The organism is Nocardiopsis sp. JB363, from assembly GCF_900143625.1.
GTDB lineage: Bacteria > Actinomycetota > Actinomycetes > Streptosporangiales > Streptosporangiaceae > Nocardiopsis.
The window spans coordinates 89,654-107,150 of record NZ_FRFF01000133.1 but is presented as its reverse complement, the minus strand read 5'-3'; the positions used below and the strand labels follow the sequence as shown (position 1 = coordinate 107,150).

17 protein-coding genes are annotated in these 17,497 nt (G+C 70.1%); 9 read left to right on the top strand and 8 right to left on the bottom strand.

The window, feature by feature from the left end; genetic code table 11:
* Nucleotides 1-11 precede the first annotated feature (11 nt).
* The 3 genes from BQ8420_RS20480 to BQ8420_RS20470 all read right to left on the bottom strand — a co-directional run bounded on the left by BQ8420_RS20480 (nt 12) and on the right by BQ8420_RS20470 (nt 1,988).
* Complete coding sequence (locus BQ8420_RS20480; protein WP_087100760.1) at nt 12-701, bottom strand: nucleoside/nucleotide kinase family protein; 690 nt, start codon at nt 699-701, stop codon at nt 12-14.
* A gap of 28 nt (nt 702-729) precedes the next feature.
* The gene (locus BQ8420_RS20475; RefSeq protein ID WP_087100759.1) at nt 730-1,332 is read right to left on the bottom strand and encodes a TetR family transcriptional regulator C-terminal domain-containing protein; all 603 of its coding nucleotides are present in this window, start codon (nt 1,330-1,332) and stop codon (nt 730-732) included.
* A gap of 119 nt (nt 1,333-1,451) precedes the next feature.
* A complete protein-coding gene (locus BQ8420_RS20470; protein WP_087100816.1) occupies nt 1,452-1,988 on the bottom strand; it encodes an NUDIX hydrolase family protein in 537 nt (178 codons plus the stop codon).
* A gap of 460 nt (nt 1,989-2,448) precedes the next feature.
* Between BQ8420_RS20470 and BQ8420_RS20465 the strand changes: the two genes are divergently transcribed.
* On the top strand, nt 2,449-2,802 hold the full coding sequence (locus BQ8420_RS20465) for an STAS domain-containing protein (protein WP_087100758.1): 354 nt from the start codon (nt 2,449-2,451) through the stop codon (nt 2,800-2,802).
* A 150-nt stretch (nt 2,803-2,952) separates the two neighbouring features.
* Here the strand turns inward: BQ8420_RS20465 and BQ8420_RS20460 are convergent, their stop codons facing one another.
* Together BQ8420_RS20460 and BQ8420_RS20455 are read right to left on the bottom strand one after the other, a co-directional pair.
* Nucleotides 2,953-4,755 carry a PH domain-containing protein gene (locus tag BQ8420_RS20460; RefSeq protein ID WP_087100757.1) on the bottom strand — a complete coding sequence of 601 codons (1,803 nt, stop codon included), beginning with the start codon at nt 4,753-4,755 and terminating at the stop codon, nt 2,953-2,955.
* Nucleotides 4,752-5,249 carry a PH domain-containing protein gene (locus tag BQ8420_RS20455; RefSeq protein ID WP_087100756.1) on the bottom strand — a complete coding sequence of 166 codons (498 nt, stop codon included), beginning with the start codon at nt 5,247-5,249 and terminating at the stop codon, nt 4,752-4,754. Before BQ8420_RS20455 ends, BQ8420_RS20460 begins: the two co-directional genes overlap by 4 nt.
* A gap of 103 nt (nt 5,250-5,352) precedes the next feature.
* Between BQ8420_RS20455 and BQ8420_RS20450 the strand changes: the two genes are divergently transcribed.
* Both BQ8420_RS20450 and BQ8420_RS20445 read left to right on the top strand, forming a co-directional pair.
* The gene (locus BQ8420_RS20450) at nt 5,353-6,261 is read left to right on the top strand and encodes an SPFH domain-containing protein (protein WP_087100755.1); all 909 of its coding nucleotides are present in this window, start codon (nt 5,353-5,355) and stop codon (nt 6,259-6,261) included.
* 16 nt (nt 6,262-6,277) lie between these two features.
* Entirely contained in the window at nt 6,278-6,526 is a 249-nt protein-coding gene (locus BQ8420_RS20445) for a hypothetical protein (RefSeq protein ID WP_087100754.1), read from the top strand.
* 52 nt (nt 6,527-6,578) lie between these two features.
* Here BQ8420_RS20445 and BQ8420_RS20440 read toward each other — a convergent pair whose 3' ends face one another.
* Both BQ8420_RS20440 and BQ8420_RS20435 read right to left on the bottom strand, forming a co-directional pair.
* Nucleotides 6,579-7,229: a Uma2 family endonuclease gene (locus BQ8420_RS20440; protein WP_087100753.1), complete on the bottom strand. Its 651-nt coding sequence runs from the start codon at nt 7,227-7,229 to the stop codon at nt 6,579-6,581.
* A 175-nt stretch (nt 7,230-7,404) separates the two neighbouring features.
* A complete protein-coding gene (locus BQ8420_RS20435; protein WP_087100752.1) occupies nt 7,405-9,063 on the bottom strand; it encodes an FAD-binding dehydrogenase in 1,659 nt (552 codons plus the stop codon).
* Nucleotides 9,064-9,663: 600 nt separating this feature from the next.
* Here BQ8420_RS20435 and BQ8420_RS20430 point away from each other — a divergent pair.
* The 6 genes from BQ8420_RS20430 (at nt 9,664) to BQ8420_RS20405 (ending at nt 16,201) form a co-directional block, all read left to right on the top strand.
* Nucleotides 9,664-10,344, top strand: coding sequence for a GntR family transcriptional regulator (locus BQ8420_RS20430; RefSeq protein ID WP_087100751.1), 681 nt, complete (start codon nt 9,664-9,666; stop codon nt 10,342-10,344).
* 90 nt (nt 10,345-10,434) lie between these two features.
* Entirely contained in the window at nt 10,435-11,406 is a 972-nt protein-coding gene (locus tag BQ8420_RS20425) for a tripartite tricarboxylate transporter substrate binding protein (protein ID WP_087100750.1), read from the top strand.
* 4 nt (nt 11,407-11,410) lie between these two features.
* Entirely contained in the window at nt 11,411-11,914 is a 504-nt protein-coding gene (locus BQ8420_RS20420) for a tripartite tricarboxylate transporter TctB family protein (RefSeq protein WP_087100749.1), read from the top strand.
* A gap of 109 nt (nt 11,915-12,023) precedes the next feature.
* Complete coding sequence (locus BQ8420_RS20415; protein ID WP_087100748.1) at nt 12,024-13,535, top strand: tripartite tricarboxylate transporter permease; 1,512 nt, start codon at nt 12,024-12,026, stop codon at nt 13,533-13,535.
* A 49-nt stretch (nt 13,536-13,584) separates the two neighbouring features.
* The gene (locus tag BQ8420_RS20410; protein ID WP_087100747.1) at nt 13,585-14,454 is read left to right on the top strand and encodes a dihydrodipicolinate synthase family protein; all 870 of its coding nucleotides are present in this window, start codon (nt 13,585-13,587) and stop codon (nt 14,452-14,454) included.
* Between the two features lie 37 nt (nt 14,455-14,491).
* The gene (locus tag BQ8420_RS20405) at nt 14,492-16,201 is read left to right on the top strand and encodes a dihydroxyacetone kinase family protein (protein WP_087100746.1); all 1,710 of its coding nucleotides are present in this window, start codon (nt 14,492-14,494) and stop codon (nt 16,199-16,201) included.
* Between the two features lie 112 nt (nt 16,202-16,313).
* On the opposite strand, the gene BQ8420_RS20400 is transcribed toward BQ8420_RS20405, so the two are convergent.
* Nucleotides 16,314-17,408: an alcohol dehydrogenase catalytic domain-containing protein gene (locus BQ8420_RS20400; protein ID WP_087100745.1), complete on the bottom strand. Its 1,095-nt coding sequence runs from the start codon at nt 17,406-17,408 to the stop codon at nt 16,314-16,316.
* Nucleotides 17,409-17,497 lie beyond the last annotated feature (89 nt).

Genomic DNA, 17,497 nt, shown 5'->3' with positions numbered 1-17,497 from the left:
GCGCCCGGCGGTCAGCGGCGTCGGACGCGGGAGTGCTCCCCCGAACGGATCCGCGGTACACCGCTGACCCGGACCACCCGAGTGCAGTTGTCGCGGGAACGCTTCACCAGTTCGCCGTTGGGCCGGTCGCTGCGTTCCACCCACTCCCGGGCGGCGCTCGCACCGGCGCCGCCCGCCCTCTGCCGTCGGTGCAGCCGGCGCTCGCGCACCTGATCGGTGGCTTCCACGTACCAGAGTTCGGCCAGCAGCCCCCGCACCTGGTCCCAGGGGGCGTGGTCGGAGGCCAGGTAGTTGCCCTCGGTCACGACCAGGCGGGTGTGCGATTCGATCACGTGCCGCCCGGCCACGGGTTCGTGCAGGCGCCGGTCGTAGTCGGGCACGTAGACCGCGTGGTCGGTCTCCGCCGGTAGCCGGCGCAACATCGCCAGGTAACCGTGGACGTCGAAGGTGTCGGGTGCGCCCTTGCGGTCGCGCCGGCCCAAGCGGTCGAGCTGGGCGTTGGAGAGGTGGTAGCCGTCCATGGGCAGATAACCGGCGGTGCCCGTGCCCAGGGTCTCGTTCACCACGTGCACCAGGTAGCGCGCCAGGGTGGACTTGCCCGCGGCCGGGGCACCGGCCAGACCGAGCACGATACGGCGCGGGTGCTCCGCGTCGGTCGATGGAACCAGGGCGAGGACGTCGGCTACGAGGGAGTCGAGCATGGACTCCAGCCTATGCCGAACCGGGGCGTCACGCCCGATCGTCGCGCAGACCCGACAGGTACACCTCGATCATCGGTTCGGAGAGTTCTTCGCAGGGCACCGACGGGTCGATGAGCCACCGCACCAGGCAGCCCTCGACGGCGCCGACGAGCACGGCCGCCTCGGCAGGGCCCGTACCGGGGCGCAGGTCGCCCTCCCGGGCGCCTTCGCGCAGCAGTTCGGTGACCACGGCCCGGTGGTCGCGGTACACGGCGGCCATGTCCGGGGTTCCGGCCAGGGCCGGGGTGCGTTCGGCCGCCCACAGGTCCACCAGGACCCGGTCGAGGTCGGGCTGTTGGGCCATCAGCGCCACGGTCGACCGCAGCAGTTCGGTGAGCCGGTCCACGGCGCGGCGTTGAGGTTGACGTGCGTGCCGCAGCAGAGCGGTCATGTGTTCGGCCACGCGCCCGGCCGGGGTGGCCGGCGGGCCGCCGAAGCCGAAGGGCGGGAGGCCGCGGTCCTCGGCCGCGTCCGCCTCGGCGGTCACGTCCTGGACCCTGGGGGCGGCGAGATCCGCACGGGCGGACACCCGGATCGTGGAGGAGAGGACCTCCGCACGCCGTGCCGCCTGGTCGACCCGTTCGGGAGCCATCCGCGTCGTCCTTCTCGTGATGTGCCGGGTGCGCCTTCGGGAGCGTAGGGGCCGGCGGCGGTTCGATCGGCTTCGCGGGGCCGCCGGGCGTCGGCGGGCGTCGGCGGCCCCGCGAAGGGTCAGGGGGCGTGCCCGACGAAGGCCAGGGCCTGGCGCACCAGGACACCCTGGCCGCCCTGCATCTCCTCCCGCACCTCCGGGCCGGTGGCCTCGTCCGGGGTGAACCACACCAGGTCCAGGGCGTCCTGGCGGGGCTGGCAGTCACCGCTCACCGGCACGATGTAGGCCATGGCCACCGCGTGCTGACGGGTGTCGTGGAACGGGGTGATCCCGGGGGTGGGGAAGTACTCGGCGACCGTGAACGGCTGCGGGGAACTGGGGATGCGTGGCAGGGCCACCGGTCCCAGGTCCTTCTCCAGGTGGCGCAGGAGCGCGTCGCGCACCCGTTCGTGGTACAGCACCCGGCCCGAGACCACCGACCGGTTGAAGCTGCCGTCGGAGCCCGCCCTCATGAGCAGGCCCACGTGTGTCACGGCACCGCTCTCGTCGACGCGAACGGGCACGGCTTGGACGTAGAGCACGGGCATGCGGCCACGGACACTCTCCAACTCCTCGGAGGAGAACCAGCCGGGTTGGGTGTCAGCGGTTTCGGTCATGGGGTACGCGGCCGTCGCCCGCTCGGGGCGGTCGATGGGCCGCTCCCTCCCTTCGCTCTGTTCGTGTCCCTCGATGCGGCCATCCTCCCGCTCCCCGAGGGTAGCGGGAGGACCGGCCCTCACACGGGCGTCCAAGTACCGCTTCTACCGCACGGGCGCTAGGAAAGCACGGCGCGGGTCCGACTTCGGGAGTGTCCGAGAGAGATCTGTGTGGGCTCTGTGGAGCGTGGCCCGGACCCCAGGGGCGGGTGAACGTGCGGTGAGGTGAGACCGAACTGCCCGCAGAGCCACATCAGCGAGATTTCGGGGGTTTTTCTCATCAAAAGCCTCCCACGACCTCTCTGGAGAGGTTACGATCTCGTACGCGGTTGCGTAGTGGAAAGGTTACGTCCGGTGAGAGGTGGCCCGAGTGGCGAAGGATGTACCGTTCTCGGCCCGGGAACATATCTCCTGTACGGGGGTGACGGTGGTGCGCGTCCACGGGGAAGTGGACCTGGCCACCGCCGACCGCCTACGTGAACGTCTCCTCGGGGCGGTCGAGACCTCCCGGTGCGACTGCCTGGTCGTGGACATGTCCGGGCTCGGGTTCTTCGACGCCAGCGGCGTGCGCGCCCTGGTCGCCGTCCATCGTGCTCTCAAGGAGCGGGGCAGACACATGGTCCTGGCCGAACCGGCGTCCATCGCCGAACGGGTCCTCGAAGCTCTGGGCATGCGGCGCCTGTTCGACATCTATCCCATCGTGGAGATGGCGCTGACCCACACCAGCGGACTGTGCGCGGACGGCCCGCCCTTCAAGGACAACCCCGTTTCCTGACGGCTTCGCCCCGGCGGCTCGTGGCCACCGGGGGCGCGCGAAGACGAAACGGCCCCGTGCCCGGCGCCCGTGGGGAAGTCGGGCGCCCGGCTCAGGGCCTCACCTGCCGGTCCATGCACTCGGCTCCGTCGGGCGAGGCGCCTCACCCCGTCAGGGGAGTGGTGCGGGACGTGAGCCCTCGGTCGCCTCGGCGCCCTCGGGGCGTTCCAGGAAGGGTGCGAGCAGTTCCGGGACCGCCTCGTCCGCCCAGGCCAGACCCTGGCCCAGACCCACGTCCAAGGCGGAGTACATTCCGGCGCCGGCGGCCGTGGTCGCCGACACGTCCGCCAGCCCCAACCTGCGCTGGAAGGGCGAGCGGGTGATCCGCCAGCCGATCACCGCCGACCGCTCCAGGGTGACCGTGTCCCGCACCCCCATGCCCTTGCGCAGCACCAGGTACTTCGGGTGCAGGCCGTGCCCGAGCCCTCGGTAGGAGCCCACCGCGTACCAGAACGCCAGCACGCCCAGCACGATGGCGAGCGCGAACCAGCCCCACCCGGGGGTGGCCTCCACGCTCTCGACGACCAGCGGGATCGGGATGACGTTCTCCTCGATCGTGCGGGCCACCTCCCACCAACTCTCGGTGGCGACCATGTGCAGCCACGCCAGTCCGCCGGCCAGCGCCACCCCCGCCAGGGTCACGAAGGTCGCCCGGGTGAACCGGCGGCGCAACGCGGCCCGCGGGTGCGCGGCCAACGGAACGTCCAGTGGGGACCGCTCCTGGCGCATCAACGCCGCGCCCAGAGTGCGCGCCCGGGAGCGCGGCATGGCCGGGGACAGCCGGCTCTTGGCGCTGGTCTTCTTGTCGTCGCCGCCCTCCAACCCGGTCGCGACCGCCTGGATGCTCGCCCCGCGCACCGAACGCAGCACGAACGGCTCGTGCAGGACCACACCGTTGAGACGGCGGCCCTCCACCGAAAGGGACACGCTGGTCAGCAGGCCTCGGCGCAACCGCACCGTGCCATCGGACTCACGGGTGAGGCGGTAGTCCCACCAGGTCTCCAACGCGGCCAACAGCAGGATGACCACACCGGACAGCAGAAGACCCAACAGGAACAGGGGCACCACGAGCAGTAGCTGCGACATCACGAAGTCGGCCATCTGCTGCCCGCCGGGCAGCCCCGCCCGGTCGGAGATCCACTGCCATCCGTGCCCGCCCGATTGGGCGTTGGCGCCGACGAGGGCGGCGATGACACCGAGCCCGATGCCGAAGGTGGCGGTGGTGGCGGGCGCGTAGGCGAACCAGCGCGGGTTCAACCGGGCCAGCTCGACACCGTCCTCGTCGACCGACCCGTCCTCCCCTTCGGCGGAGGTCTCGGAAACGCCGGCGGTCCCGGACCGCCGCAGCAGCTCACGGCGCAGCCGCTCACCCTGTTCGGCGGTGACGAACTCCAGCTTCAGCTGGTCGGCGCCGGCGCCGACCTTCTCACCGGTGCCCACGGTCACCGTGCACAGGCCGAAGACCCGCACGTAGATCGGTGCGGCCACGTCCACGCTGCGCACACGTTCACGCGGGATGGAACGGTAGGCCTTGGCGATGATGCCCGAACGCATCTCCATGCGGTCGGCGGTGACCCGGTAGCGCACCGCGCGCAGCCGCAGCATGTCCAGGTAGGTCATCAGGGCGATGAACGCGCCGGTGGCCGGCAGGGGCAGCAGCGCCCACAGGGGCTGGTCGACCACGACCAGGACGACGGTGGCGACGATGGCGGAGGGGACCATGAACAGCGCCACGATCGCCGTGTTGGCCCACACCGACAGGGAACTCAGCCCCAGCCAGTCGTCGCCCGCTTCGTCGGCCCCGGTGGGGACGTCCTGTTCGGGTGCGGTCGGTTCCGCCGTGGTCGGGTCCGTCTCGGGGTGAGGTGTGTTCGTCGGGAGCTCTTCGGGTCGGTGATCGTCGTGGGAGGTCATGTCGCGTCCCCCGGAACCGCTTCGGTGCTGTCGGTGAGTTGGTCGGCCACCTCGGTGGCGAGCTCGTGGTCGAGTCCGCTGATCTCGATGGGTCCGGCCGCGGAGGCCGTCGTCACGGTCACGCTGGCCAGACCGAAGGCTCTCTGTAGTGGTCCGCGCGCGGTGTCCACGGTCTGGATCCGCGACATCGGCGCGACCCGCCACTCCTGCCACAGCCAGCCGCTGGAGGTGTACACGGCGGTGTCGGTGATCTCCCAACGGTGCACGCGGTAGCGCCACCGCGGCATCACCGCGGTGATCAGCAACCCGATTCCGCCCAGGACCCCGGCCGCGACGAGGAACCAGAACCGCACCGGTTCCCAGATCAGCGCGGGCACGACGGGGATGACGGTGAGGACGACCGTCACGGACAGGGCCTGTGTCGTCCACCAACCCACCGCGCGACGGTCCACGCGATGGTTGGGCGGTCGCAGGCGCAGAGCGTCGTTGCTCATGGCGTCGACGTTTCCTCTCGGTAGGGGGCCGCCGGGGCGGGCTTGTTATTAAAAGTGATATCACAATGCTATGATCAAGTCATCACCTAAGGAAGGAACCGAGATGAGCGAGACCCCCGGCGTCACCAGACCGGCGCCTCAGTACCGTGAACGCGCCGCCTTCGGGTACGGCGGGATCCCCATGTTCGTGGTCGCGATGGTCCTCCTGCTGGGCGGTGTCGGTATCGCCCTGCTGCCACTGCTCGACCTGCCCACGTTCCTCATCGCGGTCGGCGTGGTCCTGGCACTGGTCGGCGCGGTCCTGTCCTTCGGGCTGACCATGGTCGCCCCCAACGAGGCCCAGGTCGTGCAGTTCTTCGGCCGCTACGTCGGCACCATCCGCACCGACGGTCTGCGCTGGGTCAACCCGCTCACCGTGCGCAACGCGATCTCCACCCGGATCCGCAACCACGAGACCTCCGTCATGAAGGTCAACGACGCCTCCGGCAGCCCCATCGAGATCGCCGCCGTCGTGGTCTGGCAGGTGGAGGACACCGCCCGCGCCTCCTTCGAGGTGGACGACTTCATCCAGTTCGTCTCCACCCAGACCGAGGCCGCCGTGCGCCACATCGCCGGCAAGTACCCCTACGACTCCTACGGAGAGGGCGACGGCACGTCCCTGCGCGACAGCGCCGACGCCATCACCGAACAGATGTCCAAGGAGGTCGCCGAACGCGTCGACGCCGCGGGCGTGAAGATCGTCGAGTCCCGGTTCACCCACCTGGCCTACGCGCCCGAGATCGCCCAGGCCATGCTCCAGCGCCAGCAGGCCGGCGCGATGATCGCCGCCCGCGCCGAGATCGTCGAGGGCGCCGTCAGCCTCGTGGACCGCGCCTTGGAACGTCTGGCCGACGAGAACGTGGTGGACCTGGACGAGGAGCGCAAGGCCGCCATGGTCAGCAACCTGCTCGTGGTGCTGTGCTCCGACCGCCCCGCCAGCCCCATCGTCAACGCCGGGACCCTGTACCAGTAGATCCGGGTGAGGTGCCTTGTCCGAGCGCAAGAAGGTGCTGCTGCGGCTCGACCCCGCCGTCCACGACGCGCTCGCGCGCTGGGCCGGTCACGAGTTGCGCAGCACCAACGCCCAGATCGAGTTCCTGCTACGCCGCGCGTTGGACGACGCGGGCCGGATGCCCAAAGAGGTGCGGGACATTCCGCGTCGTGGCAGACCACGAAAGCCCGAGGCCGCCTCCGATGAACCCGAAACAGGTGCGGAGGAGGGACCGGAGCGGACATGACGGAGCCGGGTGCCCGAGGGGGACACCCGGCTCCGTGCCGTCATGGTGAGGGCTACGCGCCGCTCTCCGGCTTCTCCGTTTCCTGCGCCGTCTTCGCATCCTCCGCCTCCTTCGGCCCACCGATGTGCCGACGCCAGTCACCGTCCAAGCGCAGGAGCCACTGCGGTACGACCCGTACCGGGAAGGGCAGTTCGGTCTCCAGGACGTCCTCACCGAACACCGGGGCCACCTCCGTGTACTCACCGTCCTTCAACCGGAATTCGATGATGCTCGGCTTGTCGGGATCGGGAGTGAGGACCCAGTACGAAGGAATGCCGAAGGTGGCGTACTCCTGCCGTTTCGTGTGGTGGTCCCGGAACACGCTCTCGGGTGAGACCACCTCCACCGCCAGCAGCGGAGGTGTGGTCGTGTAGGGCATCTGGAAATCCTCGCTACGAATCACGGCCAAGTCCGGGACTCGGTAGCGCGTACGTTCCGCATTGAGAATCACCCCTGGACCGTCCATGATCAGGAGCCCAGACGGGGCGCAGTTGCTGAGGTGGGCGGTGAGACGTGCGGTGGCCAGTGTGTGGAAGCTGACGGGGGCGGGGGACACGTCAAGCCTCCCGTCGACCAGCTCGTAGCGCCGCCCGTCGTCCGGAATCTTCCGCATATCCTCCACGGTGAGCGGTGCCGGTCCCGGGTCCGTCTTGTCGGTGGTCATGACAGTCGTCGCCTCCTCATTCGCATGGAGACCAGCGTTGCGGAGTTCTGGGGAGCGTGAGGTGGAAATGGCGAAATTCGCGAATAAGAACCCACATCATTCGGCTCCTGGTGTCGACCAAAAAAGAAGGGGGTGGGACCGACACCGGCCGGCCCCACCCCCTTCCGCGTCGTGCCTAGCCGAGCGCCGCCGCGGCGGCCCTTCCCGCCGTGCGGCCGGAGAAGATGCAGCCGCCCAGGAAGGTGCCCTCCAAGGACCGGTATCCGTGCACGCCACCGCCGCCGAACCCGGCGACCTCACCGGCCGCGTACACCCCCGGCAGCGGGGTGCCGTCGGCGCGCAGCACACGGGCGTCCAGGTCGGTGTGCAGACCGCCCAGGGTCTTGCGGGTGAGGATGTGCAGCCGGACCGCGATGAGCGGGCCCGCCTTCGGGTCCAGGATCTGATGCGGGGTCGCCACCCGGGCGAGCTTGTCGCCCCGGTAGTTACGGGCACTGTGGATCGCCATGACCTGGAGGTCCTTGGTGAAGGTGTTGACCATCTCGCGGTCGCGGGCCACCACCTCGCGCGTCACCGTGTCGGCGTCGAGCACCTCGTCACCGGTGACCGCCTTCATCTTGCGGATCAGCTCGGGAAGCTTGTCGGCGACCACGAAATCGGCACCGTGCTGCTTGAACGCCTCGACCGGGCCCGGGGCTCCCGGCAGGACCCGCTGCAACACCAGTTTGAGGTCCTTGCCGGTCAGGTCGGGGTTCTGCTCCGAACCCGACAGGCCGAACTCCTTCTCGATGATCTTCTGGGAGAGCACGAACCACGTGTACTCGTGGCCGCTCTTCATGATGTGGTCCAGGGTCCCCAGGGTGTCGAACCCGGGGAGGTAGGGCACGGGCAGTCGCTTGCCGGTCGCGTCCAGCCACAGCGACGACGGGCCGGGCAGGATGCGGATGCCGTGCCTGTCCCAGATCGGGTCCCAATTCTGGATGCCCTCGGTGTAGTGCCACATCCGGTCGCGGTTGATGATCTCGCCGCCGGCCTGCTCGGTGATGCCGAGCATTCGCCCGTCCACGTGGGCGGGCACACCCGAGAGCATGTGCTCGGGGGCCTTGCCCAGCCGCTCGGGCCAGTTCTGGCGGACCAGGTCGTGGTTGGCGCCGATCCCGCCGGCGGTGACGACGATCGCCTGGGCGCCCACCTCGAACTCGCCCACGGCGTCCCGGCTGCTGGCCCGCCCCCGCTCGACGTCGCTGGGGGCCAGCACCGTGCCGCGGACCCCGGTGACCGTCCCGTTGGTCACGACCAGTTCGTCCACCCGGTGGCGGAACCGCAGCTCCACCAGTCCCTTCTCGACGGCGGCGCGCACCCGGCGTTCGAAGGGGGCGACCACGCCGGGGCCGGTGCCCCAGGTGATGTGGAAGCGGGGCACCGAGTTGCCGTGCCCGTTGGCCAGGTACCCGCCGCGCTCGGCCCAGCCCACCACCGGGAAGATCTTCAGGCCCTGTTGACGCAGCCACGAGTACTTCTCCCCGGCGGCGAAGTCGACGTAGGCCTCGGCCCACTTGCGCGGCCAGGCGTCCTCGGGCCGGTCGAAGTCGGCGGTGCCCATCCAGTCCTGGAGCGCGAGCTCCTTGGAGTCCTTGACGCCCATGCGGCGCTGTTCGGGGGAGTCCACGAAGAACAGCCCGCCGAAGGACCAGAACGCCTGACCGCCCAGGGACTGTTCGGGCTCCTGGTCCAGCAGGATCACCCGCTTGCCCGCATCGGCCAGCTCGGCGGCCGCGGCCAGTCCGGCCAGCCCTGCCCCGACGACGATCGCGTCGGTCTGGTCGGTGCTCATGGGTGACTCCTCGCTGGTCCTGGTACGTGGTGGTGAAGACTGTGCACCGGCCCGGGTCCAACGGCAAGGGGTATGTGCGCCGCGCACCACACCCTTTGTCAGGGTGTGACAAACCGGCCGGCCTCGGGCACGATCACGCGGCCGCGCACGGAGGTGCCCGCTCCCCGAGGTTCGCGCAGGTCATCCCTTGCCCTCGGAGCGAAGAGTCCCCTGTCCTTTCGATCCGACCACTCCAGCCGGTCGAGGTGACCCGCGTGGACCTCGGGAGGGGCCCTCGTCGTGTGATGACGCGTGAACCTCCGAGAAGGAGGAACATCCGAGAGCGGGTCGCGCGGTGAGGACACCCCGGGAGAACCTTCCGTTCACCCGACGGACACCTGTCGGTGACCGTGTGTGATGACGCTGATCCTTTCGGTGATTCCCCGAGGTCGGGTGTCCCGTATATTTTTCGGCTCGGCGAGGGATCCGCATCCCCGATGGCGCAAGGGGTTCGGTGAAATCAGACATCAGGAGCATGGGACGCGTTATGGGTCAACAGTTGACACGCGTCACACCGTGATCCAATCTGGTTAACAGTTAACAGTTAACCGAGAGGACGCCATGTCGGAGATCTTGCCCATCAAGCAGCGGGCACTCGGCGAGAAGGTCGCCGGAGAACTCCGACGTCTGATCATCACCGGGCGCTATGCCCCCGGTGCGTCGCTGGTCGAGGGCCCCCTGGCCGAGCAGTTCGACCTGAGCCGCGGGCCCATCCGCGACGCCCTCAAGATCCTCGCCTCCGAAGGACTCATCGACACCAACCGACGCAGTGCCACGGTCGTGGGCCTGGTCGGGGACGACATCGACGAACTCTTCTCACTGCGCGGATCGCTCGAACGGCTCGCCCTGGAGATCGGGCTGAACAAGGACCGGGGCAGGCTCACCGACGGTCTGCGCGCTCCTCTGGAGCGGATGCGCAAGGCCCGACAGGAGCGGGACCCCGACGCCTTCACCGCCGCCGACGTGCACTTCCACTCGGTCTTCTACGACGTCGCCGGACACCGGCGCCTCGCCGACGTGTGGGCGCAGTACCGGCCCACCATCGAGGTACTCCTGTTGGCCTCCAACGAGCGTTACGAGGACCTGGGCCCCTCCGTTCGGGCACACGAGATCCTCGCCGACCTGATCGAGTCCGGGGAGCCCGACGCCGTCTTCGACGAACTCCACGGCCACCTGGACAACGCCAGGCTCCGACTCAGGGCTCCCTATACGCAGCCCACGTCGCAGCCCACGTCCACCTGACCCACGGGACGCGATCTACGTCCCACAGATCCTCGGCTCATGTCCCGCGACCCGTCAACGGAGCCGGTTCCACCGAAATCGGAGAACACCATGCGTTCCACCACCTTCCGCCTGTCCGCGGCCGCACTGGCGGTCACCGCCCTCACCGCGGGCTGCGCCGACCGGGGCGGCGTCAGCGAGGACGCCTCGGACTACCCCAGCCAGGAAGTCACCCTCGTCGTGCCCTACGACGCCGGAGGCGCCTCCGACCTGGCGGCCCGCACCCTGGCCTCCGAAATGGAGGACACCCTGGGGCAGAGCATCGTCGTGGAGAACCGCAGCGGCGGTGCCGGGTCCGTTGGCCTGGAGAACCTCGCCTCGCAGTCGGCCGACGGTTACACCATCGGCTACCTGCCGGTCGAGAGCGTCATGCTCGGCTACCAGGGCTACGAGGTCGACCCGGTCGACTACGACCTCATCGGGCAGATGGTGTCGGTCCCCGCCACCATCGCCGTCCCCGCGGACAGCCCCTACGAGACCCTGGAAGACCTCGTCGAGGCCGCTCGTTCGGAGCCCGGCTCCATCGCGGTGTCCAACTCGGGCGCGGGCTCCATCTGGGAGGCCGCCACCACCGAGCTGGGCCAGGCCACCGACACCGAGTTCCAGCCGGTGCCCTTCGACGGTGGCGCCCCCGCCGTCACGGCCGCCGTCGGCGGCCAGGTCGACGCCGTGGTCGCGGGTATCTCCGAGACCGCTCCGGCGCACGCCGACGAGCAGGTCCGCGTCCTGGCGGTCTTCGACGCCGAGCCCTCCGAGTCGCTGCCCGACGTGCAGACCGCCACCGAGCAGGGCGTGGACATCGTGATCGGTGGCTGGGGCGGTATCGGCGCTCCGGCCGGCCTCCCCGACGGGGCCCGGTCCACGCTGGAGGAGGCGTTCACCGAAGCGGCTTCCTCCGAGGATTTCCAGACGATCATCACCGACTCGGGCAACATCCCGGTCAACGTCCCCTCGGACGAGTTCGCCGAGTTCGTCGACGCGGAGTACGCCCGCTTCGGCGAGCTGCTCGAAGGCCAGGACTGACCCGATGGGTGACACGACCACGAACCCGGACGCGCCCGCCACGAGCGCGGCGCGTCCGGGACGCAGACTGCGGGACCTGATCCCCGCCCTGGCCGCCGCGGCCTTCGCCGTGGTCGCCTTCGTCCTCGCCTCGCAGGTCCCGGAAGGGGCCCGTCTCACCCAGTTCAGTCCCAGGTGGTGGCCGGAGCTGCTGGCCGCCCTCGTCCTGCTGCTGAGCGTGTTCCTGGCCGTGGGGGCGCTGCGGCGCTCGACCGTCACGGTGGAGGAGGACGTGCCCGAGGAGGCCACCCGTCAGGGAGCATGGCGGCTCACCGCGATGCTCGCCACGATCGTGGGCTACGGCGTCCTCTGGTACTTCATCGACTTCCGGGTCTCCACGCTGCTGCTGTTCATCGCCCTGACCTGGCTGGGCGGCGGCCGCGGGTGGAAGGCGCTGATCCTCTTCCCGATCACGGTGACCGCGATTCTCTACCTTCTGTTCGGCGTCTTCCTGAGAGTCCCGCTGTGACTTCGGTCAACGGCCGGGGACGGAAGACCGCCCATCGGCCTCACACCGGTGCCACAAGGGCTCGACCCCTCCCTGGTCCGAAGACCAGTGTCTCCTCGAAGGGATTCCGATGAGTCCGATCGTCGAGGGCTTCAGCGCCCTCCTGGACCCCATGATCCTGTTGTGCATCGCCGCGGGCGCCCTCCTGGGCATGCTCGTCGGTGCCTTCCCCGGCGTGACCGCCACCATGGCCGTCGCCCTGGCCAGCGGTTTCACGCTCTCCCTGGAGCCGCTTCCGGGCCTGGCGGTCCTGCTGACGATCTACGTGTCGGCGAACTTCGGTGACCGGGTGCCGGCGATCCTGATCAACACCCCGGGCACCCCGGCGTCCATCGCCACGACCTTCGACGGCTACGCCATGGCCCGAAAGGGCAAGGCGGGGCTGGCGCTGACCTCGTCCGCCTTCGCCTCGGCGTGGGGCACACTCGTCGGCATCGTCCTGCTGATGGTCGCCGCGATCCCGCTGTCCAGGCTGGCCCTGAACTTCGGCCCCGCCGAGATGTTCGCACTGGTCGTGTTCGGTCTGACGATGATGATCGGTGTGTCCGGCGGGCGGATCGTCAAAGGCCTCATCGCGGGCGGGTTCGGTCTGCTCCTGGCCACCGTCGGCCGGGACCCCATCACGGGCACACCCCGGTTCACGTTCGGTGCGTCCGAGCTGTCCGACGGCATCCCCTTCATCGCCGCGATCATCGGTCTCTTCGGTATCGCCGAGGTGATGAACCAGATCCTCGTGCACCGCAAGGGCCGCGGGGTGGAACCGATCAAGGACTTCGGTCGCTGGTTCCCCACCCGCGAGGACTGGCGCACCATGTTCAAGCCGTTGGCCATCGGCAGCGGTGTGGGCGGCGTGGTCGGCATCGTGCCGGCCACCGGCGGTGACATCGCGGGCATCCTCGGCTGGGACCAGGCACGCCGGCTCTCCAAACACCCCGAGGAGTTCGGCAAGGGTTCGTTGGAGGGCCTCACCGCCGCGGACACCTCGTCCAACTCCACCCTCGGCGGTTCCGTCACCACCACCCTGGCCCTGGGCCTGCCCGGCGACTCCGTGATGGCCGTGATGATCGGCTCCATGGTCGTCTGGGGCATCCAGCCCGGCCCGTCCCTGTTCGCCAACCAGCCCGACCTGGTCTACAGCATCGCCGGGATCATGCTCATCGCGACCGTGGTCGCACTCGTGATCAGCGTCCTGCGCATGCGCGGCGTGGCCAAACTCCTGGAACTGCCGCAGCACTTCCTGTGGGCCGTCATCCTCGTGTTCTGCATGGTCGGCACCTACGCCGTGAACAACAGCGTCTTCGACGTCGCCGTGATGCTCGTCTTCGGTGTCGTCGGCCTGTTCCTGAAGCGCTTCGGGATCCCGCCCGGCCCGGTCGTCCTGGGCCTCATCCTCGGCGGCTTGGCCGAGGGCAACCTCCGTCGGGCCCTGGAGATCGGCGGTCCGGCGAACATCCTGACCAGCCCCATCGCGCTCGGTCTGCTGGCGGTGAGCGCGCTCGCCCTGCTCGCGCCGCCGCTGCGCAACGCCTGGCGCGCACGCCGTGCCCGCGCCGCGGAGAGCACCACCACCGCGACGTCCTGACCCGGAACCGTCGCCCTTCCCGTCCCTTCCCACCTGAGGAGAAACACCCATGCCCGCCAACGCGAAGGTGATCACCGCCCTTCCCACCCCGTTCGCCCAGGACGAGGCCCTCGACCCGGGCAGCGCCACCGCGTTGTTCACCGCGGTACGCGACCGCGGCGTCGACGGTGTGTTCGTCGCCGGTACCACCGGCGAGTTCACCGCCCTCGACGACACCGAACGAATCGAGGTCATCCGCCTGGCCCTGGACGTCTTCGGTCCCGAGGGGGTCTACGCCCACGTCGGTGCGGCCGCGCCCCGCCAGGCCGAGTCCCTGGTCCGTGCCTCCGTGGCGGCCGGGGCGACCCGGTTCGCCGCCATCACCCCCTACTTCCTGCCCTCGCCCGAGGACGCGATGGTGCGCTACTACGAGCGTCTGGTGGCGGCGGCCGGCGACGCCGAGGTGCACGCCTACCTGTTCCGGGCGCGCTCCACCACCCCGGCCGCGCCCTCGGTACTGCGCCGCCTGAACGACATCGGTGTTCGTGGCGTGAAGATCAGCGGTGAGAGCGACGAGTCGGTGGCGGCCTACCTCGCGCAGGCCCCCGCCGGGTTCGACGTCCTGTCCGGCAACGACATCGCCTTCGAGGAGTTCGTGCGCGCCGGCGGTCTCGGCGTGGTCTCGGGTGTCTCCTCCGTCTTCCCCAAGCCGTTCGTGGCGCTGCGCGACGCCCTGAACAGCGGTGACACCGAAGGTGTGCGTGCCGCGCAGCCCCTGGTGGAGCGCGCGGTGGCGGCCGTCAAGAGCGGCAGCATCCCGCACCTCAAGGCGGGCCTGGAAGTACAAGGGATCTCCGCCGGACCCGCCCGCGTGTGCGGCGACGCCGTCTCCGAGGCCGACCTGACGGTCCTCAAGGAGACCGCGCGGGACCTGGCCTGACTCCGACGGTTGTAGTGCGAGAGGTGTGTGAGCGCACATGGCGCTGAAGAAGATCATCAACCGACCCGAGGACTTCGTCGACGAGGTCACCGAGTCGCTGCTCATGGCGCACCCCGACCGGCTGCGCGCGGCGACCGACGACCGCAGGGCGCTGGTGCGCGCCGACGCGCCCGTCCAGGGACGCGTCGGCATCGTGACCGGGGGCGGCTCGGGCCACCTCCCCCTGTTCCTCGGCTACGTGGGACAGGGCCTGGCCACCGGGGTGGCCGTGGGGAACGTGTTCTCCTCCCCGTCCGCCGAACAGATCGCCGCCGCCACGCGCGCGAGCCACGGCGGTGCCGGTGTGCTGTACCTGTACGGCAACTACGGCGGTGACGTCTACAACTTCGACCTCGCCGGGGACGTCGTGGCGGCGGAGGGCGTCGAGACGGCGACCGTGCTGGGCACCGACGACGTCCTGTCCGCTCCCCGCGGCAAGGAGGACACCCGGCGCGGGGTGGCGGGGCTGTTCTTCGCCTACAAGACGGCGGGGGCCGCCGCCGAACGCGGCGAGGACCTGGAGAAGGTGCGGTCGGTGGCCCAACGCACCGTGGACGTCACGCGCACGATGGGCGTGGGCCTGTCTCCCACCATCCTCCCCGCCGCCGGTGAACCCACCTTCACCCTCGACGAGGGGGAGATGGAGGTCGGGATCGGCATCCACGGCGAGCCGGGCAGCCACCGGGGACCGCTGGAGACGGCCGACCAGATCACCGACCGCTTCCTCACCGAGATCCTCGGCGAACTGGAACCCGAGGCCGGGGACCGGGTCGCGGTCCTGGTGAACGGCCTGGGATCCACCCCGCTGGAGGAGCTCTACCTGATCTACCGCCGGGTCCACCAGGTACTGGGGGAGCGTGGCGTGGTCATCCACCGGCGCTACGTGGGCGAGTTCGCGACGAGCCTGGAGATGGCGGGGGCCTCGGTCTCCGTGCTGCTGCTCGACGACGAACTGGCCGAACTCATCGACGAGCCGGCCGCGTCCCCGTTCTTCGGTCAGGGGAACACGCCCGCGCCACGGGCCCGGACGGAAGAGACGGGCACGTCCGGCGCCGAGACCGGTACGGGCTCGGCCCCCGCCGCGCGTCGTACCGGTACCGCCAGTGCGCTGCGCGGCACCCTGATCGCCACCATGGAGCGCCTGCCCTCGCACGCGGAGGAACTGCGTCTGCTGGATTCGCGGCTCGGCGACGGCGACCTGGGGATCACGGTCTCCTCGGGTGCGTCGGCCGTCCGCGAGGCGCTGCTCGCGCTGCCCGAGGACGCCCACCACGCCGACGTGCTGCGTGCCACGGCCACGGCGTTCGCGGCGGCCAACCCCTCCACGTTCGCGGCGTTGACCGGCGCGGGCCTGCTCGCGGCGGCCGCCGAGTCGGAGGAACTTCCCTCCGTCTCGGTCCATGACGCCGCGCGCCTCACCGCCGCCGTGTCCCGCCGGGTGCGGGAACGGGGCGGCGCCGAGCCCGGCGACAAGACCTTCGTGGACGGGCTGCTGCTGGTGGAGGAGGCGTTGACCGGTGCGCGGGACCCGATGGTCGCCGCACGGGACGCGGCTTCCGCCGCCGGGCGTGCGGTGGAGGAGACCAGTGCTCTGACGTCGGCCAAGGGCCGTGCCGCCTGGGTGGGTGAGCGCGGAGCGGGTGAGCGCGACCCGGGTTCGGTCGCCCTCCTGCGGTTCCTGGAGGAACTGCGCGACGTCCTGCTCTGAGACGGGTCTTCGCGGTGTGCCGTGAGGGGAGCACCGCGGAGACGTCCCGCGTTCGGGGGCCCGTGGGGGTCGTCCACCATCACGGTCCCCCGAACGTTCGTCATCGGGGCTTTCAGGCCCCGAACCGCACCAGTGATCGGCCGCCCTTGCCCTGACGCATCCGTTCGAAGGCCTGGGGAACGCCCTCCAGGGGGATCTCGTCGGTGACCATCGCCGACAGCCTCAGGTCGCCGGAGCGCACCGATTCGGCCAGGATCGGGATGTCCCGATCCGGGTCGCTGGAGCCGTACACGCACCCCTGCACGGTGCGTGCCTGGTGGAACAGTTCCAGGGCGTTGAAGGACACCTCGTCCTTGGCCGAGCCCAGGCCCACCACGGTCACGACTCCGCCCCGGCGCACACAGTTCCAGGCGGTGCGCACCACCTGGGCCTTGCCCACCACCTCGAAGGCGTGGTCGGCTCCGCGCCCGCCGGTCAGCCCCCTGACGGCCTTATGGGTGGATCCATCGGCGACCAGGAAGTCGGTGGCGCCCAGGGAACGGGCCAACTCCTCCTTGTCGGGGGAGACGTCCACCGCGATCAGCGGTCCGGCCCCGGCCATCCGGGCGGCCTGGAGAACGGACAGGCCGACCCCGCCCAACCCCAGGACCACCGCGGACTGTCCCTCCCGCAGGCGTGCCGCGTTGTTGACGGCGCCCCAACCGGTGACCACCGCGCATCCCAGCACGGCCCCGACGGTCGGGTCGATGCCGTCGGGGAGCGGGATCACGGACTTGGCCGAGACGACCGTGGCCTCGGCGAAGGCGCCCGTGCTCAGACCGGCGTAGACGGGGGTGCCGTCGGTCAGTTCGGCGTAGGGGACCAGGGTGCCGTCCAGGGCGTGCTCGCACAGGTACGGCTCCCCCTGGAGACAGAACCAGCACTCTCGGCAGGCGGGGGCCCAGTTCAGGACGACCTGCTGACCGGGCATCAGGTGCTCGACCCCGGGGCCGACCTTCTCGATGGTGCCGGCGCCCTCGTGCCCCAGGACGGCGGGCCAGGACTGGGCCAGGGTGCCGTTGGACAGGGACAGGTCGGAGTGGCACACGCCCGCCGCCGTCAGGCGTACCCGTACCTGTCCGGGGCCGGGGTCGGGCAGGATCAGGGAACGGATCTCGGGGGGTGCGCCGGTCTCGTGGAAGACGGCGGCCTTGACGGTCGTGCTCATGGGAGTACTCCAATCAGGGAACTGCCGCGACCCTAGCAATACCGGCCGGTCGGTCTGTTGTGAGGGGGTGTCCTCGAACCGGGTGGGAC